19 protein-coding genes and 1 pseudogene are annotated in these 22022 nt (G+C 68.3%); 9 read left to right on the top strand and 11 right to left on the bottom strand.

Annotation, left to right across the window (positions count from 1 at the left end):
• The first annotated feature begins 1 nt into the window (after position 1).
• From ACSFBC_RS12535 to ACSFBC_RS12525, 3 genes are all read left to right on the top strand, one after another.
• Complete coding sequence (locus ACSFBC_RS12535) at positions 2–190, top strand: hypothetical protein (protein ID WP_435510669.1); 189 nt, start codon at positions 2–4, stop codon at positions 188–190.
• Positions 191–301: 111 nt separating this feature from the next.
• Complete coding sequence (locus ACSFBC_RS12530) at positions 302–619, top strand: hypothetical protein (RefSeq protein WP_435510668.1); 318 nt, start codon at positions 302–304, stop codon at positions 617–619.
• Between the two features lie 604 nt (positions 620–1223).
• Complete coding sequence (locus ACSFBC_RS12525) at positions 1224–2339, top strand: acyltransferase family protein (RefSeq protein ID WP_435510667.1); 1116 nt, start codon at positions 1224–1226, stop codon at positions 2337–2339.
• A 31-nt stretch (positions 2340–2370) separates the two neighbouring features.
• Here the strand turns inward: ACSFBC_RS12525 and ACSFBC_RS12520 are convergent, their stop codons facing one another.
• Positions 2371–3468: an MBL fold metallo-hydrolase gene (locus tag ACSFBC_RS12520; RefSeq protein ID WP_435510666.1), complete on the bottom strand. Its 1098-nt coding sequence runs from the start codon at positions 3466–3468 to the stop codon at positions 2371–2373.
• A 200-nt stretch (positions 3469–3668) separates the two neighbouring features.
• Here ACSFBC_RS12520 and imuA point away from each other — a divergent pair, with 200 nt between their 5' ends.
• The 4 genes from imuA to ACSFBC_RS12500 are packed head-to-tail and all read left to right on the top strand — an operon-like array spanning position 3669 to position 9695.
• Complete coding sequence (gene imuA / locus ACSFBC_RS12515; protein ID WP_435510665.1) at positions 3669–4460, top strand: translesion DNA synthesis-associated protein ImuA; 792 nt, start codon at positions 3669–3671, stop codon at positions 4458–4460.
• Positions 4429–5790: a DNA polymerase Y subunit UmuC family protein gene (locus tag ACSFBC_RS12510; protein ID WP_435510664.1), complete on the top strand. Its 1362-nt coding sequence runs from the start codon at positions 4429–4431 to the stop codon at positions 5788–5790. Before imuA ends, ACSFBC_RS12510 begins: the two co-directional genes overlap by 32 nt.
• Positions 5783–9148 carry an error-prone DNA polymerase gene (locus ACSFBC_RS12505; protein ID WP_435510663.1) on the top strand — a complete coding sequence of 1122 codons (3366 nt, stop codon included), beginning with the start codon at positions 5783–5785 and terminating at the stop codon, positions 9146–9148. Before ACSFBC_RS12510 ends, ACSFBC_RS12505 begins: the two co-directional genes overlap by 8 nt.
• 10 nt (positions 9149–9158) lie before the next feature.
• Positions 9159–9695 carry a 2'-5' RNA ligase family protein gene (locus ACSFBC_RS12500; RefSeq protein WP_435510662.1) on the top strand — a complete coding sequence of 179 codons (537 nt, stop codon included), beginning with the start codon at positions 9159–9161 and terminating at the stop codon, positions 9693–9695.
• Here the strand turns inward: ACSFBC_RS12500 and ACSFBC_RS12495 are convergent.
• The 9 genes and pseudogenes from ACSFBC_RS12495 to ACSFBC_RS12455 form a co-directional block, all read right to left on the bottom strand.
• Positions 9677–10042, bottom strand: a complete 366-nt coding sequence (locus tag ACSFBC_RS12495; RefSeq protein ID WP_435510661.1) for a RidA family protein — start codon at positions 10040–10042, stop codon at positions 9677–9679. The two genes, ACSFBC_RS12500 and ACSFBC_RS12495, sit on opposite strands and share 19 nt — an antisense overlap.
• Positions 10039–11502, bottom strand: coding sequence for an N-acyl-D-amino-acid deacylase family protein (locus tag ACSFBC_RS12490; RefSeq protein WP_435510660.1), 1464 nt, complete (start codon positions 11500–11502; stop codon positions 10039–10041). Before ACSFBC_RS12490 ends, ACSFBC_RS12495 begins: the two co-directional genes overlap by 4 nt.
• Positions 11503–11524: 22 nt before the next feature.
• Positions 11525–12520: an ABC transporter ATP-binding protein gene (locus ACSFBC_RS12485; RefSeq protein ID WP_435510659.1), complete on the bottom strand. Its 996-nt coding sequence runs from the start codon at positions 12518–12520 to the stop codon at positions 11525–11527.
• Positions 12517–13548, bottom strand: a complete 1032-nt coding sequence (locus ACSFBC_RS12480; protein WP_435511161.1) for an ABC transporter ATP-binding protein — start codon at positions 13546–13548, stop codon at positions 12517–12519. The genes ACSFBC_RS12485 and ACSFBC_RS12480 overlap by 4 nt, the downstream gene beginning before the upstream one ends.
• 25 nt (positions 13549–13573) lie before the next feature.
• Positions 13574–14464: an ABC transporter permease gene (locus tag ACSFBC_RS12475; RefSeq protein WP_435510658.1), complete on the bottom strand. Its 891-nt coding sequence runs from the start codon at positions 14462–14464 to the stop codon at positions 13574–13576.
• 2 nt (positions 14465–14466) lie between these two features.
• Entirely contained in the window at positions 14467–15402 is a 936-nt protein-coding gene (locus ACSFBC_RS12470; protein ID WP_435510657.1) for an ABC transporter permease, read from the bottom strand.
• Positions 15403–15426: 24 nt separating this feature from the next.
• Positions 15427–17004: an ABC transporter substrate-binding protein gene (locus ACSFBC_RS12465; protein ID WP_435510656.1), complete on the bottom strand. Its 1578-nt coding sequence runs from the start codon at positions 17002–17004 to the stop codon at positions 15427–15429.
• 35 nt (positions 17005–17039) lie between these two features.
• Entirely contained in the window at positions 17040–18503 is a 1464-nt protein-coding gene (locus ACSFBC_RS12460) for a M81 family metallopeptidase (RefSeq protein WP_435510655.1), read from the bottom strand.
• Positions 18504–18525: 22 nt separating this feature from the next.
• Positions 18526–18777, bottom strand: a pseudogene (locus ACSFBC_RS12455) (FAD-dependent oxidoreductase); the annotation flags it as partial.
• Positions 18778–19137: 360 nt separating this feature from the next.
• Between ACSFBC_RS12455 and ACSFBC_RS12450 the strand changes: the two are divergent.
• Together ACSFBC_RS12450 and ACSFBC_RS12445 are read left to right on the top strand one after the other, a co-directional pair.
• The gene (locus ACSFBC_RS12450; protein ID WP_435510654.1) at positions 19138–20076 is read left to right on the top strand and encodes a hypothetical protein; all 939 of its coding nucleotides are present in this window, start codon (positions 19138–19140) and stop codon (positions 20074–20076) included.
• A 110-nt stretch (positions 20077–20186) separates the two neighbouring features.
• The gene (locus ACSFBC_RS12445; RefSeq protein ID WP_435510653.1) at positions 20187–20549 is read left to right on the top strand and encodes a hypothetical protein; all 363 of its coding nucleotides are present in this window, start codon (positions 20187–20189) and stop codon (positions 20547–20549) included.
• A gap of 24 nt (positions 20550–20573) precedes the next feature.
• On the opposite strand, the gene ACSFBC_RS12440 is transcribed toward ACSFBC_RS12445, so the two are convergent.
• On the bottom strand, positions 20574–21503 hold the full coding sequence (locus ACSFBC_RS12440; RefSeq protein ID WP_435510652.1) for an alpha/beta fold hydrolase: 930 nt from the start codon (positions 21501–21503) through the stop codon (positions 20574–20576).
• Positions 21504–22022: the final 519 nt, after the last annotated feature.

Raw genomic sequence — 22022 nt, 5'->3', positions numbered from 1 at the left:
CATGGGTGGCTTGGATCTCAGCGCGCTGGGCATGGTGGTGGCCGTGGTCACGGGCCTCGGCAGTTATTTCCTGGGGCGGCATTGGCGCAAGGGCCGCGTGGCGAAGAAGCAGGCGCGCGAACGCGCCGCGCTCGAAGCCACGCAGTCGCGCCAGGTCCGGCGCGCGCGCGAGCGCAGCCAGCGCCGGTGAGCTGTCCGGTCCTCGCAGGCGTCATGAAACGGATCGCAGGTGTGGCATCTTTCTGACGTCCGCCTGTCAATGCCCATGGCAATAATGGGTGCAGGCAGAAGGAGCACACACATGGAAAAGAACGACGGCAACGTCGATGTCACGGCCAAGCTGGCGTTCGACCTGAACCTGGCGCTGTACCTGGATCTGGTGGCCGTCCTCGAGAAGTCGGGCGTGGTCACCTACCGGCAGATGGCCGCGCGCATCCTGAGCATCAGCATGGACGCACAGGACGATGGCGATGCGCCTCTGTCGAAGGCACTGGAGGGCATCGCCAAGGGTTTCGCAGGCCAGGGCGACGGCCTGTCGATCGGCCTGATGAAGGCCGCGCACGAGGTGCGCAACGACGAGGCCATGGGCGACATCCCCATGCGGCCCGACGAAGGCTGAGAACCGGGGCACGGACCGCTTGCGGTCCTCCCATCGCGTGTTCTGACGCGCATCGCGTGTCTGACCGACCCGGGCCCGCCGGGCGGTGGCCGATCCTTCATTGCAACGACGGCTCGAAGGCCTGGCCTTCGCTGCATGGAAGCGATCGCGCCTGACCAGGGCCTGTTCACACCATTCGTGCCATTCCACCCCCGGTCCGTGAAAACCCGTCATGACAGGTCTGGTAGGTCTGTAAGTAAAAAGTGTGAACAAGGTCCTCGCCCAAGTTTGGCACTCCCCTTAGCATCGACCTTATTTTTCACATTCTCGAAGCAGTCGTGCAAGGCTGGAAATGTCTGTTGCGACGGCCTTTGGCACTCTGCATGCATCGTGGCGCCCGTACCGTGGCGCTGATGCGAAGGAAGGATCCTGGTCTCTCTCCGCACCTCCGTGCGAGAAACCTTTCCTCTGTTCGAGGTCGACCAGTTTTCCGAAATCTCAATCCTTTGGGACGCGCATTCGCTGCGCGGCGAGAAATGGCGATCGCAAGAAGATCCTGTGAGCGCCCCGGGTGGCAGTTGCTCGCACGATCACCAGAAAACAGCATTCAGCGTGAAGGCGATAAATGAGATTTAAAGAGCTGGATGGCCTCCGGGGCATCGCGGTGCTGGCTGTCATGGCGCAGCATTACCTGTCCTGGCTGCCGGCAACCGGCGCGCGGCACGGATGGCTTGGCGTGGATCTCTTCTTTGTATTGTCCGGTTTCCTGATCACCAGCATCCTGATAAGGATGCGGGGCCAGGATAATTATTTCCTGGTTTTCTATGGGCGGCGAGCGCTGAGAATATTCCCCGTCTATTTTCTGATGCTCGCTATTTACCTGGCCGTTTCCATTCTTTCGGGTAAGCCTGGAACGCTCGCGCTGTGGGGACAGTACGCATTTTTTTATACCAGCCTTTTCGTGGGTCAGCCCCCTGAGCTGAAGTTCGCCGTCATCGCGCCGGTCCATTTGGGACTCGCGGTGCTGTGGTCCCTTTCGGTAGAGGAGCTGTACTACAGCTTCTGGGCCCCCATCGTGCGCTACGCGACGCCAAGGGTATTCGCCTTGATCCTGCTGGCGATGATCGTCGCCGCGCCGCTCTTTCGGTTTTGGCTGCATACGCCGGACTATCCGGAGTTCTACACCTTCTACTGTCGAATGGATGCCTTGGCGTATGGCTCGGTCGTGGCATTGCTGATGCACGCCCGGCAACAGGACATTGACAAGTGGAAGCGTTTCGATCGGACCTTCGATGCGCTTGCAATCGTCGTGGCGGTGGCGGCCCTGGCACTTTGGATCCCGCTGAAAGGCGCCCCGTCCAACCGGATGATCGCCACGGTCGGTCTCGTGTTGGCCGATGTCGGGTTGGCATTGCTGGTGTTTTCGGTGTTGCGAAAATCCGGCCAATCATCGTGGTGGTTGAGCGCGCTCCGCATCCAATGGCTGCGGTCCGTGGGCATGGTGAGTTTCAGCCTGTACCTGATCCACTACCCGGTGTTGTATATCGCGACCCGGTGGGTCGGCGCATGGGAATTGTCACGGCGCAGTGAAGCGGTGGTCCAGACATTGGTCGCCGCGGTGCTGAGCTTCTGCATTGCTTACGCCTTGTGGTACGCCATGGAATCCAGGATCCTGAATTGGAAGGATCGGCACGTGCCTTCGAATCCCGCGGAGCCTGTCTTCATTTCCGCTCGGCGTTGAGCCGCGAGCGTCCGGGGCCTGTCGACTGCGCTTAACGCAGGTTCTTCCACCACAGCACGTTGGTGCGCGGTTTTCCCAGCGTCAGCACCTCGCCGATCTCGGGCGTGGCCAGCGCGATGCCGCTCTGCTGCGCGAGGGTGGCGGCGCGGTCGAGCGGGTCGCGCCAGGTGTGGAAGGCCAGGTCGAAGGTGCTGTTGTGCACCAGGTAGAGCAGCTTGCCGCGCAGGTCGCGAAAGGCCTGCACCGTCTGCTCGGGCGTCATGTGCACCGCCGGCCAGTAGTTGTCGTAGGCGCCGTTTTCCATCAGCGCGAGGTCGAAGCCGCCGAAGCGTTCACCGATCTGTGCGAAGCCCGGGAAATAGCCCGAGTCGCCGCTGTAGAAGATGCGCTCGCCGCCGCTCTCGATCACCCACGAGGCCCAGAGCGTGCTGTCGCGGTCCCAGAGCGTGCGCCCCGAGAAATGCTGCGAGGGCGTGGCGGTGATCTGCACCGCGCCATGGCGGCTCGCCTGCCACCAGTCGAACTCCTCGATGCGCTCGCGCCCCACGCCTGCATCGCGCAGCCGGGCGCCCACGCCCAGCGGCACGAAGTAGCGCTGCACGCGCTCGCGCAATGCATCGATGGCGGCCAGGTCGAGGTGGTCGTAGTGGTCGTGGGAGAGGATCAGCCCCTCGATCGGCGGCAGGTCGGCCAACGTGAGCGGCGGCGCATGAAAGCGCTTGGGCCCGAACCACTGGACCGGCGAGGCGCGCTCGCTGAACACCGGGTCGATCAGCCAGTACTTGCCGTGCAGCTTGAGCAGATGCGACGAATGGCCCAGGCGCACCACGTGGTTGGCCGCGGGGTCGAGCGCATCGAGCGCGGCACGGTCGAGCCGGCGCACCGGGATCGGGTCGACCGGCACGGTGCCTTCCTTGGTCGCGGTGATGAAGCGCGACCAGATCTTCCAGCCGCTTTCCGAGGGCAAGGCCTGCGGATTGGGCATGTTGCGGAAGCGGCATTCGCCGCCGCTCTGGGGCGATGCGGCATGGCGCGGATCGCATTCGTTCCCGGTGGCGCAGCCGGTCGCGAGCAGGCCCAGGACGGCAGTGAAGAAGCAGGCGGCCAGACGCCGAGGCAGGAAATGCATGGAAAGGGCGCGTGATGCGCAGAAAGAAAGAGAACGCCGTTGCGGCAACGCGCGCGAGCTTAGCGCCGCGCGCCTGACCTGACGAAGTGCGGGGCGAAAGGTCAATCCGGTGGCCTCGACCCGCCCGCGGATCCTGATAGCCACAAAACATGGCGCCCGACGAAATACTGTATAAAAATACAGTTAACTGTTGATTCACCATGGGCCTGCCTTCCATCTCCTCGTCCTTCGTTTCCGCCCGGCACAACGTCTGGCGCGGCGACGAGCTGGGCGTGGCCGACCTGCCGGTGCTGGGCACGGGCCATGCGGCGCTCGATGCCGAACTGCCCGGTGGCGGCTGGCCCGTGGGCGCCATGACCGAGTTGCTGCAGGCCCGGCCCGAGGCGCATGTGTGGTCGCTGCTGCTGCCCGCGCTGGCGCGCGCGGTGACGCAGCGGGGCGGACCGGTCATGCTGATCGGCGCGCCCTACGAGCCTTTCGGGCCGGCGCTGGCGGCGGGCGGCTTGCCGAGTGCGGCGCTGATGTGGGTTCGGGGCCAGACCTCGGCCGAGTGCACCTGGGCCTGCGAGCAGGCGCTGCGCTGTGCCGACGTGGCCGCCGTGCTGGCCTGGCTGCCGCAGGCGCGCGCCAGCGAACTGCGCCGGCTGCAGCTCGCGGCCGCCCAGCACGAAGGCCTGCTGTTCGTGATGCGGCCCGAGTCCGTGGCGCCATCGGCCTCGCCGGCGCGGTTGCGGCTGCAGCTGGTGTCGGCGGAAGACGGGCGAATGGACGTGCACCTGCTCAAGCGCCGCGGCCCGCCGCTCGCGCAGCCCTTGAGTCTGCCGGCACGCAGCACGCGCATGACGGCCTTGCTGGCCGCCAGCCAGCGCCGCCGTCAGGGGGCGGTGGCGCCCCTTCCCGCAACGCAAGGCGCGACCGTGGTCCGTCTCGACCTGCGCCGCCGCAGAGAGGAGGGCGCCCATGCAGTGGATCGCCTTGCGCTGGTGGGCTGAGGCCAAGGAGGCGGCTCAAGACGCCGCACCGACCCCGGCCGCCTTGCCGATGTCCCTCGAAACCCTGGGCTGGTGGGCGCTGCAGTTCACACCGCGCGTGGCCTGGCTCGACGAGGCGCTGGTGCTCGAGGTTTCGGCCTGCGAGCGGCTCTGGGGCGGGCAGCAGCCTTTGATGCGCCTCATGACCACCTGGAACCCCGTGCCCGACAGCCGACTGCAGAAAGTGCAGGGCGCCAACGCGCTGGTCGCGCTGGCCCGGTTGCGGTTGTTCGCGCTGGGCCAGCAGCCGCCGGCCGACATCCCGGCCGCCTTGCCGCTGCACACGCTCACGGTCGCCCGCCCGCACCTCGACGTGCTGGCGCGCATGGGCTGCCGCACCTGGGGCGACGTGGCGGCGCTGCCGCGCGGCGGGCTGTCTCGGCGCTTCGGCGCGGCACTGCGCGAGGCGCTCGATTGCGCCTGGGGCCTGCACCCCGAGCGTCACACCTGGCTCACGCTGCCCGACGTGTTCGAGCAGAAACTCGAGCTGCCCGCGCTGGCCGAGAACGCACACGAACTCATGTGGTCGGCCAACCGGCTGCTGGCGGCGCTGCAGATCTGGCTGCGCGCGCGACAGCGCGGCGCACTGGCGCTCGAACTCGAATGGACGCTGGACCTCAAGCGCTACGACGGCGTCGACCTGCCGCCGTACCAGAACATCACGGTGCGCACGGCCGAACCCACCCAGGACATGGCGCACCTGCGCCGCCTGATGAGCGAGCGGCTGGCGCTCACCAAGCTGGCCGCGCCCGCGAGCTGGCTGCGCCTGCGTTCGCTCGACACCCAGCCCTGGGCCGGCGCCAGCACCAGCTTCCTGCCCGAGGACAACCGCAAGGGCGACAAGCTGCACGAGATGGTCGAGCGGCTCAGCGCACGGCTCGGTCCACGGGCGGTGCAGGTGCCCGTACCGCAGGCCGACCACCGGCCCGAAGCCATGCAGGACTGGCGCCCGGCCTTGCAGAAGGTGGTTCCGCCCGCGAAGAAGGCCCATGCCCGCCAGCAGCCCGACAGCCTGCTGCCGCCCTGGCTGCTGCGCGAGCCGCTGCCGCTTGAAATGCGCGACGGCCACCCTTGGTACCAGGGCCGGCTGCAGCAGCTGATCGGCCCGCAGCGGCTCGAAGCCGGCTGGTGGGGCGATGGCGTGCAGGACGAGGGCGGGCACCCGGCGCTGCGCGACTACTACGTGGCCCAGAGCCCCGAGGCCGGCCTGGTGTGGGTGTTCCGCCAACGTCCGTCGCGCCGTGGCGAAGCCGACGGTGTGCGCTGGTTCCTGCAGGGGATCTATGCCTGAACTCACCGACAAGCAGATGCAGGCGCGGCAACCCGCGCGGCTGCACGCGCGCCCCCTGAAGCCGGCGCAGCCGCTGCAGGGCCTGCCCGGCTATGCCGAACTGCACTGCCTGACGAATTTCAGCTTCCAGCGCGGCGCCTCGAAGCCCGACGAACTCGTGGCCCAGGCCTACCACCTGGGCTACCAGGCGCTGGCCATCACCGACGAATGCTCGGTCGCGGGCATCGTGCGCGCGCACGTCGCGTTGCGTGAACTCCCCGCCGTGCTGGACGAGTGGGAGGCCAAGCACCCCGACGAGCCGCCGATTCCGCGCAACCCCGACTTCCGGCTGCTGTTCGGCAGCGAGTTCCGCTTCGAGCGTTTCAAGCTGGTGGCCATTGCGCACGACCTCGAAGGCTGGGGCCACCTCTGCGAATTCATCACGGCCGCGCGCAGCACCGAAGCACCCAAGGGCGAGTACCAGGTGCATTGGGAGGATGGCACGGCCGGCGCGTTGCAGCACTGCGAGATCCTGTGGGTGCCGCAGCGCGCGCCGGGCGGTGCGATGGACGTCGCGTCGATGTGCACCGACGTGGCCGCGGCCAAGGCGTTCTACGGCGATCACCTGTGGATCGCGGTCGAGCTGCTCAACGAACTCGACGACGACCTCTGGCTCGCAACGCTCGAGGCAGTGGGCGAGGCCACCGGCGTGCGCCTGGTCGCGGCCGGCGACGTGCACATGCACAAGCACGCACGCAAGCCGCTGCAGGACGTGATCACCGCGATCCGCGAGGGCAGGCCGGTCGCCGAATGCGGCTTCGCGCTGCAGGGCAATGCCGAGCGGCACCTTCGTTCGCGCATCCGTCTGGCGAACTTGTATCCGGCCGAACTGCTGGCCAACACCCTGGTGGTGATGGGGCGCTGCCGATTCGATCCCGACGCCATCAAGGCCCACTACCAGTACCCACTGGAACTGCTGGGCAACGGCGAGACGCCGGCGCAGACGCTGGTGCGTAAGACCTGGGAGGGGGCGCGCACCCGCTATCCACACGGCGTTCCGGACAAGGTGCGCGTGCAGGTCCAGCACGAACTCGACCTGATCATCGAGAAGCACTACGAGATGTTCTTCCTGACCGTGGAGGACATCGTTCGTTTCGCGCAGGACCAGAAAATCCTCTGTCAGGGCCGCGGCTCTTCCGCCAACTCGGCGGTCTGCTATTGCCTGGGCATCACGGCCATCGACCCGGACACGGGCCATCTGCTGTTCGAGCGCTTCCTGAGCCGCGAGCGCAACGAGCCGCCCGACATCGACGTCGACTTCGAGCACCAGCGGCGCGAAGACGTCATCCAGTACATCTACAAGAAGTATGGCCGCGACCGCGCCGCCATCGCGGCGGTGGTCATCTGCTATCGCTCGCGCAGCGCGCTGCGCGACGTGGGCAAGGCCATGGGCGTCGACGAGCGCCTGATCGACGAGTTCGCCAAGGACCACTACTGGTTCGACACCAGCGTGCTGACCCAGCACCTCGAGGAGGCGATGACCCGCGCCGGCGTGCGCGAGCACCCTCGCAAGCTCGACCTGTGGCTCGAGCTCACGCACGCGCTCAAGGGCTTCCCGCGCCACCTGAGCCAGCACGTGGGCGGCTTCGTGCTCACGCAGACCAAGCTCACGCGGCTGGTGCCGGTCGAGAAGGCGTCGATGGCCGCACGCTCCGTGATCCAGTGGGAGAAGGACGACCTCGAGGCCATGGGCATGCTCAAGGTCGACGTGCTGGCGCTGGGCATGCTGAGCGCGATCCGCCGCGGCCTCGACTTCATGAACCGCTGGCGCGGCACGGCGGCCGAGATGCGCCAGATCCCCAATGACGACCCCCAGGTCTACGACATGATCTGCGCGGCCGACACCATCGGCGTGTTCCAGATCGAGAGCCGCGCACAGATGTCGATGCTGCCGCGCCTGCAGCCGCGCACCTACTACGACCTGGTGGTCGAGGTGGCCATCGTGCGGCCCGGGCCGATCCAGGGCGGCATGGTGCATCCGTACCTGAAGAACCGCGAGAAGCTGCGGCGCGGAGAGACCATCGAATACCGCTACCCCGCGCTCGCGAAGGCGCTGGGCCGCACGCTGGGCGTGCCGATCTTCCAGGAGCAGGTGATGGAGATCGCGATGATCGCGGCGAAGTTCACCTCCGACGAAGCCGACGGCCTGCGCCGCGCGATGGCCGCGTGGAAGCACACCGGCCACATCGAGAAGTACCAGGACAAGCTGATCGAAGGCATGGTTCACAACGGCTACGACCGGCCTTTCGCCGAAGCCATCTTCGAACAGGTCAAGGGCTTCGGCGACTACGGCTTTCCCGAGAGCCATGCGGCCAGCTTCGCGCTGCTGGTGATCGTGAGCAGCTGGCTCAAGCACCACGAGCCGGCCTGCTTCCTCGCGGCCATGCTCGATTCGCAGCCCATGGGCTTCTATTCGGCCTCGCAGCTGGTGCAGGACGCGCGGCGCCATGGCGTGGAGGTGCGGCCGGTCGACGTCACGGTCAGCGAACTGGACAGCACGCTCGAGCCCCGCGCGCCCGATGCCCCGCGCATGCCGCCCGGCACCGATGCGCAGTACGCCGCGCACCTCGGGCGGCCCGGCCAGCCGGCCGTGCGTCTGGGGCTGCGGCTCATCGTGGCATTGAGCGAGGCCGGTGCCCAGCGACTGCTCGCCGCCCGCGCCTTCGCCCCCTTCGCCAGCACCGAGGACCTGGCCCTGCGCGCCGACCTCGACACCCGCGACATGGCCGCGCTCGCGGCCGCCGATGCGCTGAGGGGCCTGTCGGGCCACCGCCGCCAGCAGGTCTGGGATGCCACGGCCACGCGCGGCGGTGCGAGCCGCGCGCCGGCGCTGCTCAAGGGCGTGCCGATCCATGAGACGCCGCTGCTGCTGCCCGAAGCCCCGGAGGGCGAGGAGATCGTCGGCGACTACGCCTCGCTCAACCTCACGCTGCGCCGCCACCCGCTGGCGCTGCTGCGCCCGCGCATGGCGCGCTTCAGGCTGTTGAGCGCGCAGGAACTGAACGCAGTGCCGCACGGCCGCGTGGTGCGCGCCTGCGGCATCGTCACCATGCGCCAGCGCCCCCAGACCGCCAAGGGCACGATCTTCGTGTCGCTCGAGGACGAGACCGGCATCGTCAACGTGATCGTCTGGAACGACCTGGTGGAAGAACAGCGCGAGCCGCTGCTCAAGTCCAAGCTGCTCGCGGTGCAGGGCGTGTGGCAGCGCGACACCGCCAGCGGTGGCCAGGTGCGGCACCTGCTGGCGCAGCGCTTCAAGGACCTCACGCCCTGGCTGGGCCGGCTCGCCGAAGGGCGGCGCAGCCGGGATTTTCATTGAAGGAGATGCCATGCGACACGCACCCCTGCCCGAAACGGCCCTGCGGCTTTTCATCGGCCTGCGGCCGGAGGGCGAGGCGCGGACCGCCCTCCAGGCACATCAGCGGCTGTGGCGATGGCCGGCGGGCGTGCGCCTGCTCGAGGCCGAGCACCTCCACCTGACGCTTCATTTTCTGGGCCTGGTCCATTCGGCGCGCGTGGACGCGTTGCAGCACGCCCTGGCCGAGATTCCGATGACGCCCATTCCGCTGCTGCTTCGCACGCCGGCACTGTGGTCGGTGGCGGTGCTGCTGGCGGAAGAGAACGCCGCCTTGCGCGATCTGCGCCAGCGCCTGATGGTGCCGCTGCTTCGCCTGGGCTTGCCGGTCGACGGCCACTGGACGCCGCATGTCACGCTGGCACGCCATGCCAAGGGCGCCGTTCCGCCGCCGTGCCCGCCGCCCGTGCATTGGACCGCGGGCCACTTCTCTCTCGTGCTATCGACGCTCTCGCCATGCCCGCCGTACGCGCGGCACGACATGCTGCGCCGCTATCCCACCCAGGCCTGAACCTCGATCTCCACACGCGCGCCCTGGTAGAGCTTGGCCTCCACCGTCGAGCGCGAGGGCAGGGCGCCCGCGAAGTGTTTCGCGTACTCCTCGTTGAAGGCGGCGAAATCCTCCAGGTCGGCCAGCCAGATGGTGGCGCGCACCACGTCGCCCATCGTGGCGCCGCATTCGCCGAGCACCTGCGCGATGCGCTCCAGCACGACCCGGGTCTGGACCTGGATGCCGCCCTCGACGATGCGGGCCTGCGCGTCCATCGCCAGCACGCCCGACAGAAACAGGAAGCCGCCCGCGCGCACGGCCTTCGAGAAGGGGACAGGCAGGGGCGTGGGGAAGCGTTCGATGGTCATGCGGTCTCCTTGTCCTGGCGCGTGATGACCTGCCCGTTGCGTGCGCCGCTGTGCGCACCGTGCTGCCAGGTGACGACGCCGTTCACGATCACCGCATCGATGCCTTCGGCCGGTTGCGTCGGCGTTTCGTAATTTGCCGCGTCGCGCACGGTGGCGGCGTCGAAGATCACGATGTCGGCGTGGTAGCCGGGCTTCAGCGCGCCGCGCTCGTGCAGGCCGAAGTTGCGCGCCGTCAGGCCCGTCATCTTCCACACCGCCGTCTCCAGCGGGAACAGGCCGACGTCGCGGCTGTAGTGGCCCAGCACGCGCGGGAAGGTGCCCCACAGCCGCGGATGCGGCTTGTCGCCGACCGGAATGCCGTCGGAGCCGATCATGGTGTCGTCGAAGGCCAGAACGCGCTGCACGTCGTCCTCGTCCATCATGAAATAGATCGCGCTGCCCGGCTGCAGCCGTTGTGCCGCCTCTTCGCCCGACACGCCCCATTCGGCCGCGATGTCCTTCAGGTCGCGCCCCGCGCACTCGGGGTGCGGCACGCTCGATGCGATCAGCACGCGGCCCTCCATCATTCCCCGGTCGGTGCGGATCATGGTCGAGCCGGCGGTATAGGGGTAGCAGTCGAGCCCGATGCACTGATGCTTCATCGCCTCCTTGATGAAGGGCAGCGTGACCTTGGTCTTGCCGAAGTTCTGCGTGTTCTGCACCTTGTGGTGCGATACCACCACCGGGATGTCGAGCGCGCGGCCGATCTGGAAGGTTTCTTCCAGCGACTCCATCACGCGGTCGCCTTCGTCGCGCATGTGCGTCACGTAGAGCGCCTTGCGCGAAGTGAGCGGGCGGCCGACCTCGATGATTTCCTCGGTCGTCGCCTTCACGGCCGGTGGATAGAAGGTGCCGGTCGACAGGCCGATCGCGCCGGCCTGCATGGCTTCTTCGACCAGCGCCTGCATGGCGGCGATTTCGCTGTCGGTCGCAGGCCGGTCGAGGTCGGACATCACCACCGCGCGCAAGGTCGAGTGGCCCACCATCGCGGCCACGTTCACCGACGAAGGCGTGGCGCGCAGCGCATCGAGGTACGCCGCGAAAGTCGTGAAGCGGCCTTCCGCCGGCGTTTCGAGCAGGCTCAGCGGCATCGGCAGGTCCATGTCCACGCGCAGCGGCGCGGCGCTGATGCCACAGTTGCCTGCCACCACCGTGGTCACGCCCTGCGAGAGCTTGAAAGGCATGCCGGGCTGCGACAGCACGGCCTGATCGTCGTGCGTGTGCGAGTCGATGAAGCCGGGCGCGACGATGCGGCCGGTGGCGTCGAGGATGCGGTCGGCCGTGTGGCCGGCGAGCTTGCCGATGGCGGCGATGCGCCCCGCGATCACGCCGATGTCGGCGTCGAAGCGCGGTGCCTTGCTGCCATCGATCACGGTGCCGCCGCGGATCATCAGGTCGTAGTGGGTGGGAGTGCGGGACATGGTGTTTCCTTCGAGCGTGGAGTCAGCGGAAATGACAGGCGACCTGGTGGCCGCCGGCCGATTCGGAGGGCCGGTCCGCCAGCGGTGGCGCCTGCGTCTTGCAGAGGTCCTGCGCCAGCGGGCAGCGCGTGTGAAAACGACAGCCGCTCGGCGGATTCGCGGGGCTCGGCGGGTCGCCCTGCAGCAGCATCCGCCGGGCCGGTGTGCGCGGGTTGGGCACCGGCACCGCCGACAGCAGGATCTCGGTGTACGGATGGCGCGGCGCCGAGAACAGCGTGTCGCGGTCGGCCACCTCGACGATATGGCCGAGGTACATCACGGCCACCCGATGGCTGATGTGGCGCACCACAGCCAGATCGTGCGCGACGAAGAGGTAGGCGATGCCGAGTTCGGCCTGCAGGTCCATCAGCAGATTGACGACCTGCGCCTGCACCGAGACATCGAGCGCCGACACCGGTTCGTCGCAGACGATGAGCTTGGGATTGAGCGCCAACGCACGCGCGATGCCCAGGCGCTGCCGCTGCCCGCCGGAGAACTCGTGCGGGTATTTCCTTGCGGCCTCGGGGCGCAGGCCGACCTTGCTGAACAGCCACTGCACGCGCTCGCGCCGCTCGGAGGCCGATTTCATGCCGAAGTTCTTCAGCGGCTCGGCCACGATCTCGCCGGCCAGCAGGCGCGGGCTCAGCGAGGCGTACGGGTCCTGGAAGATGATCTGCACGTCGCGGCGACGCAGCCGCATCTGCTCGGCACCGAGCGTCAGCAGCTCCTCGCCGTCGAGTTCCACCGAACCCGAGGTGGGTTCGATCAAGCGCATCACCGACTTGGCGGTGGTGGTTTTTCCGCAGCCCGATTCGCCGACCAGCGACAGCGTTTCGCCGCGCGCAACGGTGAAGGACACGCCGTCCACCGCCTGGATCGGCGGCTTCTGGGGTGCCAGCCAGCGCTTCGGCGTGACGTAATGCTTCTTGAGCTGTGTGACCTTGAGGAGTGGCGCAGCGGCCGGATGGGAAGCGCTCATGCGGTGGTGACCTCTGCCGATGCGATACGGCCTTCCTCGACCGCGAAGCAGGCCACCACGTGGTCGTCTCCCTGGGCCGTGAGTTGCGGAACATGACTGTGGCAGCGTGCATCGGCGTGCGAGCAGCGTGCCGCGAACGCGCAACCCTTGCGCGCGGCCTGGGGCGATGGCACCAGCCCGGGGATCTCGGTCAGTCGCGCGCTGTGCGTGTTCATCGAGGGCATCGAAGCCATGAGCGCGCGGGTGTAGGGGTGCAGCGGGCGGTCGAACAGATCGATCACGTCGGCTTCCTCGACCTTGCGTCCGGCATACATCACCACCACGCGGTCGCAGCTCTCAGCCACCACGCCCAGGTCGTGGGTGATCATGACCACGCCCATGCCGAGCTCCTTCTGCAGCCGACGGATCAGCTCGAGAATCTGTGCCTGGATCGTCACGTCGAGCGCCGTGGTGGGTTCGTCGGCGATCAGCACCTCCGGGTTGCAGGCCAATGCCAGCGCGATCATCACGCGCTGCCGCATGCCGCCGGAGAGCTGGTGCGGATACTCGTTGACGCGCCGCTCGGGCTCGGGGATCTGCACCACGCGCAGCATCTCGACCGCGCGCTTCAGGGCTTCGCTGCGGCTCGCGCCCTGGTGCACCTGGACCGTCTCGGCGATCTGCCGGCCGATGGTGAGCACCGGATTGAGCGAAGTCATTGGCTCCTGGAAGATCATCGAGATGCGGTTGCCGCGGATCTTGCGCATCTCGCGTTCGCCCAGTTGCAGCAGGTCGGTGCCGCGCAGCCGCACCGCACCGCTGATGCGTGCGGGGGGCGTGGGCAGCAGGCGCAGGATCGAGAGCGCCGTCACGCTCTTGCCGCAGCCGGATTCGCCGACCACGCCGAGCGTCTGGCCGGCGCGCACGGTGTAGGAAACGCCGTCGACCGAACGCGCGGGGCCGGTGAGGGTGTCGAAGTGGGTGCGCAGGTCGTCGACCTCGAGCAGCGGCTCGCCGACGGCCAGTGCAACGCGGGACATCGTGTTCATCGTTGTCATCGTGGGACTCCTGGCGTCAGAGCTGTCGGGCGAGGCGCGGGTCGAGCGCATCGCGCAGGCCGTCGCCCAGCAGGTTGATGGCCAGCACCGTCAGTGCCAGCAGGATGCCGGGGTACAGGATGATGTGGAAGGCCACGGCCACGAAGTTGCGGCCCTCGGCCATCATGTTGCCCCAGCTCGGTGTCTGCGCCGGAACGCCCACGCCGAGAAAGGACAACGCGGCCTCGGTCAGCACCGCAGCGGCTGCGACGAAGGTGGCCTGCACGATCAGCGGCGCCACCATGTTGGGCAGCACGTGACGCGCCAGGATGGTCGGCAACCGGGTGCCGACCGCATGCGCCGCTTCCACGTAGAGCTGCTCGCGCAGCGTGAGGGCGAGCGAGCGCACCAGCCGCACCACGCGCGGGATCTCGGGCACGGTGATGGCGGCGATCACGGTCGTCAGACTGGCCTGTGTCACCGCCATCAGCGCGATGGCCAGCAGGATGCCGGGGATCGCCATCAGGCCGTCCATCACCCGCATGATGAAGGCGTCGGCCCAGCGCACGAAGCCGGCCACGAGGCCGAGCAGCACGCCGAGCACGGTGGCCAGCACGCCGACCGACAGGCCGACGATCATCGACACGCGGCCGCCCCAGACGGCGCGGCTGAACACGTCGCGGCCCAGCGCGTCGGTGCCGAACCAGTGCTCGGCCGAGGGTGGCTGCATGCGTGCGAGCACGTCCATGTCCTGCGGATCGTGCGTAGCGATCCAGGGCGCGGCGATCGACAGCGCCGCCACGGCCAGCAGCAGCAGTGCCCCGAGGATCAACGTGGGGTATTTGCGCGCCCACCGGAAGCGTGGGAGCACGAAGGGGGCGTCGTCCGGCGCTGCGGCCGCCGGTGGAGTGGTGGGCAAGGCGGACATGGTCAGTACTGGATGCGAGGGTCGAACAGTCGGTAGCTCAGGTCGATCAGCAGATTGATCAGCACGTACACGCCGGCCGAGATCAGCAACACGCTCTGGATGACGGGATAGTCGTGACGCTGCACCGAGTCGATCACCAGCCGGCCGACGCCGGGGATCGCGAACACGGTCTCGGTCACGACCACGCCGCCGATCAGCAGTGCGATGCCCACGCCGATGGTGGTGGCGATCGGAATCGCCGCATTGCGCAGCGCGTGGCCCAGCACAGGCAGTACGCCCAGGCCCTTGGCGCGCGCGGTGCGGATGTAGTCCTCGTGCAGCACTTCGAGCACGGTGGCGCGCGTCATGCGCGTCACCAGTGCGATGTAGACCAGCGCCAGGTTGACGCAGGGCAGCACCAGGCCGCGCAGCCATTCCCCGGGTCCGTCGGCAAAGCGCGAATAGCCTTGCACCGGAAACCAGGGCAACTGGATCGCGAAGGCGTAGACCAGCAGGTACCCCACCAGAAACACCGGCAGCGAGAAGGCCAGCACCGCGAACAGCATCACCAGCCGGTCGATCCAGCTGCCGGCGCGGTAGGCCGCCAGCGTGCCCAGCGGCACGGCCACCAGCAGCGTGAGCAGCATGGTCAGCGCGGCGATCGAGGCCGTCGGCTCCAGCCGCTGTGCCAGCAGTTGCGAGACCGGCACCTGCGTGAAGATCGAGGTGCCCAGGTCGCCGGTCGCGAGGCGGCCCAGCCACAGCATGAACTGCTGCCACAGCGGCTTGTCGAGGCCGAGCGCGGCGCGCAGCTTGTCGATGTCCTCGCCGGTGGCGAGGTCGCCCGCGATCAGCGCCGCCGGGTCGCCGGGCGAGAGGTGGATCAGCAGGAAGACCACGACGGCCACCACCGCCATCACGGGAAGTGTTGCCGCCAGTCGTCGCAGGAAGTAGCCCATGTCGTTGCGTGCCTCTGCCGATGTCTACTTGTCGAGCACCCAGACCATGGGCATGCCGGCCCACAGGCGGTCGATGCCCTTCAGGTTGGCGCGCGCCGCGAAGGCGGCCGAGTACTGGCCGGCGTTCACGTAGGGCACCGCTTCGTAAGCGCGCGTCTGGAACGCGTCGAGCAGTTCCTTGCGCCGGGCCGGCACGGTTTCCTTGATCCAGGCGGTGCGCAGCTCGTCGAGCGGCTTGTCGCACGGCCAGCCGGGCAGGCTGCCGCCGCAGGCCGCGCCCAGGTAGGCGTTGGCGATCGGGGAGTTCACGTCGAACTCCCCGGCCACCGTGACGTACATGCTCCAGCCGCCGGCCTCCGGCGCATCGCGCTTGGCGCGGCGCGCGCCGATGGAGGCCCAGTCCATGTTCTGCAGGTCGACGTTCATGCCGATGCTGCGCATCGTCTGCGCGGCCATCAATGCCTCGGCGTTGAGGTAGGTCACGTCGCTCGGCACCAGCAGCACCACCTTCTCGCCCTTGTAGCCGGACTCGGCCAGCAGCTGCTTGGCCTTGGCGATGTCGGGCTTGCGGAAGGGCTCGGCACCGGCCGAGGTCTCGTTCGGGCTGCCGCAGATGAAGAAGGTGGCGCAGTAGGTCACCCGCATGTCGAGCGGGTAGCCCATGGCGGCGGTGAACTTGTCCTGGCTGGTCGCCATCTGCATCGCCTGGCGCGCCTTCGGGTTGTTGAAGGGCGGGTGCAGCTGGTTCATCACCAGGAAGCCCTGGTAGGTGCCGAAGGCACCGACTTTCAGGTTGCTGTCGGCGCGCAGCGGCGCGATGTAGTCCGGCGGCAGCTGTTCGATGAAGTCGACCTCGCCGCGCTTGAGTGCCGAGATCGCACTGTTAGCGTCGGGCAGGTAGAGCCACTCGACGCGTTCGAAGCTGCTCTTCTTGCTGCCCGCCAGGCCGCTGGCCGGTTCGGTGCGTGCCACGTAGTTGGGGTTGCGCACGAACACCGCCTTGCTGCCGGGCACCCATTCGTCGCGCTTGAAGATGAAGGGGCCGGAGCCGAGCACCTCGGGCAGCGGCGAGGTCGCCGACATCTTGGCGAGCCGCTCCGGCAGCACCACCGGCGGAAAGCCCGAGGGCTTGGCCAGCGCGTCGAGCACCATGCCGAAGGGCTCGTTGAGCGTCAGCGTGAAGTTGCGCGCATCGACCACCTTCCACTCGGCGCCGACGTTGCCCATGGCGCGGCCCAGGCTGTCGCGCGCCCCCCAGCGCTGCAGCGAAGCGACCGCGTCGGCCGAGGTGACGGCATTGCCGTCGGAGAACTTGAGGCCCGGCCGCAGCGTGAAGCTCCACTGCTTGCCGTCCTTGGACGTCGTGTACTTCTCGACCATCTGCGGCTGCGGCTTGCCGGTCGCATCCTGCGCGAACAAGGTGTCGTAGACCATGTAGCCGAAGTTGCGCGAGATGTAGGCGGTGGTGAAGGTCGGGTCCAGGATCTTCAGGTCGGCATGGGCCACGACCTTGAGCGTCTTGGTCTGCGCCAGCACGGGGAGGCTGGCGCTCGCGATGGCGAGGGTGCCCAGGGCGAGGGCGGCGAGCATGCGTCGTTTCATCTGAGGTTCTCCGGAGGGTGGCGAAAGGTGAGGGGTCAGGCTGCCTTGCCCGCAGCGGCATCCAGCGGCCACTTGGGCCGGCGTGCCTTGCGGTAAGGCAGGGTCGTGAGGTCGAGCGTCACGGCGCCGGGCGCACCGGCGTAGATCACATGCCGGGCGACTTTCGAGAAGGAGGCGTAGAAGTGCTGGGAGGACTTCACCACGACGATCTTCTTGGCTGCGAGTTCGCAGCCGAGCTGCGTGAACACATCGCTGCCCATGGCCTGGTTGCGCAGCGTGATCAGCACGATCTCGATGCCTTCGGCCTCCAGCAGTGCGCAGTCGCCCAGGGCCATCGGCGTATTGGCCAGCCCGGTCATGACCATGGCGGCGTGCAGCGCCTTGACGGTGCACAACAGGTCGATCGGCTCGCCCGAGCGCGGGCCGATCTTGCCTCCGATGCGCATCGCGAGCTGCGCGCCTTCGCCGGCATCGAACGCGATGCGCACCGCGATCGGGTCCCACAGGGGGCCGATGGCCGCGTTGCGAATGCCGCGTTCGACCATGCGTCGCAGGATGAAGGTGCTGTCGCCGGCCGCGCCGCCGCCAGGGTTGTCGGCACCGTCGGCGAGCACCACCGGGCCGCCGTCGAAGGCCAATGCCGCGTCGAGCGACGCGTCGATGTCGGGATAGTGCACCGTGAGCGCATCGCGCATGCCGATCAGTTCATCGGCCAACCGACGCGCCAGTGCTTCGGCCTTGGCGGCGTCGCCGTCGGTGTAGACCAGCAGCTTGGTGCCCATCTCGGACACGTCGCCCCACGAGAAGCCGTGCGCGACCGAGATCGACAGCACGCCGTCGCGGCCTTCGAGCGCTTGCAGCCGGTCGACGAATCCCCGCGCCGGTTCGCGCGAGGTGTGGATGGTGACAATCATCTCGCAGTCGACCACCGCAGCGACCGGCCGGATCTTCTTCGCCACCATCGCGGCGCACAGGTCGACCAGCTCGATGCCCCGTTCCAGCACGTCGGTGTGCGGGTATTCCTTGAACGCGATCAGCAGGTCGGCCTCTGCGACCATCTGCGGCGTGAGGTGGCAGTGCGGGTCGAGCTCGGCGCCCACCACGACGTCGGGGCCGACGATGGCACGCACGCTCTGCAGCAGGTCGCCTTCGCAATCGTCGTAGCCGTCGGCCACCATCGCGCCGTGCAGGCCGAGCACCACCATGTCGACCGGCAATGCGGCGCGCAGGTCGGCCAGCAGTTCGTCGCGCAGTGTCTCGTAGGCATGGCGCGTGGTCGTGCCGCTGGGCTGTGCGCCCGCCACCATGCCTTCGAGCAGGGTCCAGCCCTGGGCCTTGCCGCGCAGCCGCGCGGCCCACAGCGGACCGGCGAAATAGCTCATCTTCTCCGGGTGCTGGCCGGCCGGGTAGTAGCCGCGGTCGCGAAAGGAGGCGAGGCTGGTCGGCATCGGGCCGAAGGTGTTGGTTTCGGTGGCGAGGGATCCGCTGAAGACACGCATGGTCGTACTTGGTGGGGGGACGTCAGGGGGAAGGTGCGGCGCCACGCAGGCGCGCCGGCGACGGCTTGTCGGCGGTGAGGCCGAAGCGCGCCGCATGCGCCGGTACCGGCAGGCCGCGGGCCAGCGCTGCACAGGTCTCGCCCATCGCGGCGGAGGTCTGGATGCCGTAGCCGCCCTGGGCCGCGACCCAGAAAAAACCGGGCAGCTTGTCGTCGAAGCCGCCCACGAGGTCGCCGTCGACCACGACGTGGGGCGCGGTCCTCATCGGGGAGCGTGATCCGGAGAGATGCTGTGCTTCATGGCGGGCGTACCGTGTCATCGAGGTGCGGCGAAGTTTAGTGAGGAATTTGCGGATACGAAAATTAATTGAGGCCCATGTCGGGTAAACACCAGCATGGTGCAGCGCAGGGATTTGCATTTACGCAAATTGCACTGACGCAAATTACGGGCCAGGTCGCGGTCGATTCGAAGGGCCGTCGACGGGCGTGCCGCAGACAGCGTCCCTTGCGGCCAAGCGCGTCGCGGCAGGTTGCCGATCCGGCAGTGCCGGTGCATGCGAAGTGGACAGGGCGTGGTGCGTCGGCGGCCGGTCCGAGGGCTTGATGGCCCTGGCGCTTGGGGCTAACCTTGTTCCATGTCCATGACCCCCCTGCGCCGCCAGAGCACCGACGTGCCCGTCGACCCGGTACCGCCCCTCGACGTGCCGCCGCCCGGCGGACCGCCGCAAAGACCACCCGAAGGCGATCCGCCGCCCACGGCCCCTCCGGCGACCGACCCCGGCCGCGCCCCGCCCGTGATCGAGCCGCCGCCGGGTGACATCGTGCTCGGCCGCACGCACGCGCGGCGCCTGCGCGAGGTCTACCGCTCCGCCGGCTGGCCCTGCTGCGACGCCATCGAGGTCGACCTGCTCGCGGCCGGCCTGCTGGAGCGCCAGCGCTCGGCGCTGGGCCACGAAACCCTGCGTGTCACCGACCGCGGCATCGCGCTGATCGCCGACAGCCTGGTGGTCAACCGCGCCGCCTTGTCGGCGCACGAGGCGCTGGTCGAGCAGGTGGCACGCGAAATGACGCGCAACGGCCGCATCGCCTGGCGCGGCCTGAGCCTGCGCGCCCGCGTGCCGGGCGCCACCGAGGGCGAAGCGGCGCGCTGGTGCATCGCGCGGCCCGACGTCTTCTCGATCCGCAACACCAGCGTCGAGGCCTATGCGCAGCCGATCGTCCACGAGATCAAGGTGCGCCGCGCCGACCTGATGGCCGACCTGCGCAAGCCCGACAAGCGCGCCGCCTACCTCGACCTGGGCGGCGAGTGCTGGTACGTGCTGGGCCGCGATGCGCGCGATCGCCCCATCGCCACGCCCGACGAGATCCCCGCCGAATGCGGCGTGCTGATGCTCGAACAGGGCCGGCTGGTGGTGGCCCGTCCCGCCGTGCATCGCGTGCTGCCGCGCATGCCTTTCGCCGTCTGGATGGCGCTCGCCAAGGCCCAACCCATGCGCGGTTTCGACGACGAGGCACAACAGCTGCTGTCCGGCCTGCACACGGAGGACGGCGAGCCGGAGCCGCTGCGGGGATGAGGCGATAGCGTCGACGATCTCGCAAAGCCGTTGCAATGGGCGTTGCGGGCGGTAGACTCCAGCCCCCGCCGACGCCGCCTTGCCGCGTCGCTCCGTCAGGAGAGTTGCCCATGCAGCCTGTTCTCGAGTTCGTCCAGCGCAACGAGCGCTCCTACAGCTACAGCATCCGCGCGCCACGACACGGCGGGCCTGTCCCCGTCGCCTGCTACGTGGACCGAGGCCTGAGTTCCCTGTCGGCCTGCGTGTTCGATGCAGCAGAGGCCTTGAGCGTCAACTTTCCCAAGGTCTACATCCGCTACCAGGGACTCTGCATGGGCGAGATGGAGGTGGCCCGGCTGGCCGCCTGCGCAGATATCGTCGCCGCCCAGCTGATGGCCGAATACCAGCGGCGCCACGTCCCGGAAAGCGCAGTGCTCGATGCGGCGGTGGTGCGCCTGCGTGAACGCTTGAACGTGCTCGCCTTGACGGTCTGAGCCGGCCGTCCAAGCAGGCGGCCGCTAGCGCCAGCCCATCCCGTCGACGAGCCGCAGCACCTCGGCTTCGCGTTCGATGAAGAAACCCACATGCGTGGCGGGCTGGAACAGCGCGCGCTGGCTGCCGGTCGGCAAGGCCGCGAACAGGCGGTCGGCATCGGGTGCGCGGACGCGGTTGAACAGCCGGACCGACGCGTTCGCGGCTTCCTTCGTCTGCACGTCGCCATCGGTGGCCAGCCATGGGCACAGGTCGCGCCAGTCTCCGGGCAGGGCCGTCAGCACCAGGGCAGGGACGCGCACCGTCTTGTAGTCCGGAGAGAACTGCCGGCCCGCCATGTACATCGCGGCCGCCACTTCGTCGGGCGTGTTGAAGCCGATGCTGCCGTCGGCTTTCACCTCGAGCTTGTCGACCAGATCGGCTTCCATCGGTGCCGACCAGTTGCGGTTGAGCCGCTTGCTGAACGCGATCATCGCGGGCACCGATGCGGTGTCGGCCTCGGTGGGCGAGGGCTCGGCCAGAGCGGGGTCGTCGGTGTCGTCGGGCGAGACGGTGGTGTAGTCGAAGTTGGTGTCGAGGTAGATCAGGCCGCGCACGCGTTCCGGGTAGCGCCCCGCGAACAGCGTGACCTGGTTGCCCGCCATCGAGTGGCCGCCGAGCACGATGCGATCGACACCGAACGCTTGCAGCACTGCATGCACATCGTCGACCAGGGTGCCGGTGTCGTAGCGATGGCTGTCGTCGGGCAGTGGCTTGTCCGACCGGCCGAAGCCTCGGCAACTGATGGCGATCGCCCGGCCGCGCTGCGCGAGCGCGGGCGCCAGGCTGTTGAAGTGCGCCGCCGAGGCACCGAAGCCCGGCAGCAGCACGAAGGTGGGTCCGGCGAGGCGGCCCGACTGCCAGTCGCGCACATGGAGCGACACGCCGGGCGCCACGGGCACGCGGCGGTCCGTCACCCTGATGGAGGAGGGCGGCGCGAGCGCGTCTGGCTGATCGCTGCCACCGCCGCCGCAAGCGGTGAGAAGAAGGGCGGCGGGCACTGCGGTGGCTGCGCGCAGGAGGTGCCTGCGTTGTTTGAACTGAGAAGGAAGACTGGTTGACAGCAAGAGGGGCTCCGTCGGTGGGAATTGGGGGCTGCGCACCGCGGTGGATGCGTGCTTCCAAGGTATCGACGGGAGCTGTGGAGGGGCTGAAGGCCGGCTGAAGGGTTGCTGAAGATGCGCGGCGGGAGGCGTGTACTTCTTGGCGATCTGCGAAGGGCTCGAGACGCAAAAGCGCGATGGCGCGCACGGCATAATGTGCACCCGGCCGTTCATCTGGAATGCGCGGCCCGTCTTCCTGGTCGCATGCCGACCCATGCGGGTGTAGCTCAATGGCAGAGCTGTTGCTTCCCAACGCATGCCTTCGGGCCGACGATTCGACTCGTCATCACATGCTCCGCATGTGAACTCATCTCACCGTCGAAACCTCCCTCA

This window comes from Variovorax frigidus (assembly GCF_051216515.1).
Classification (GTDB): Bacteria; Pseudomonadota; Gammaproteobacteria; order Burkholderiales; family Burkholderiaceae_C; genus Variovorax.
Note: the sequence above shows the minus strand (reverse complement) of the source record. Positions and strands in the feature narration are given on the sequence as shown.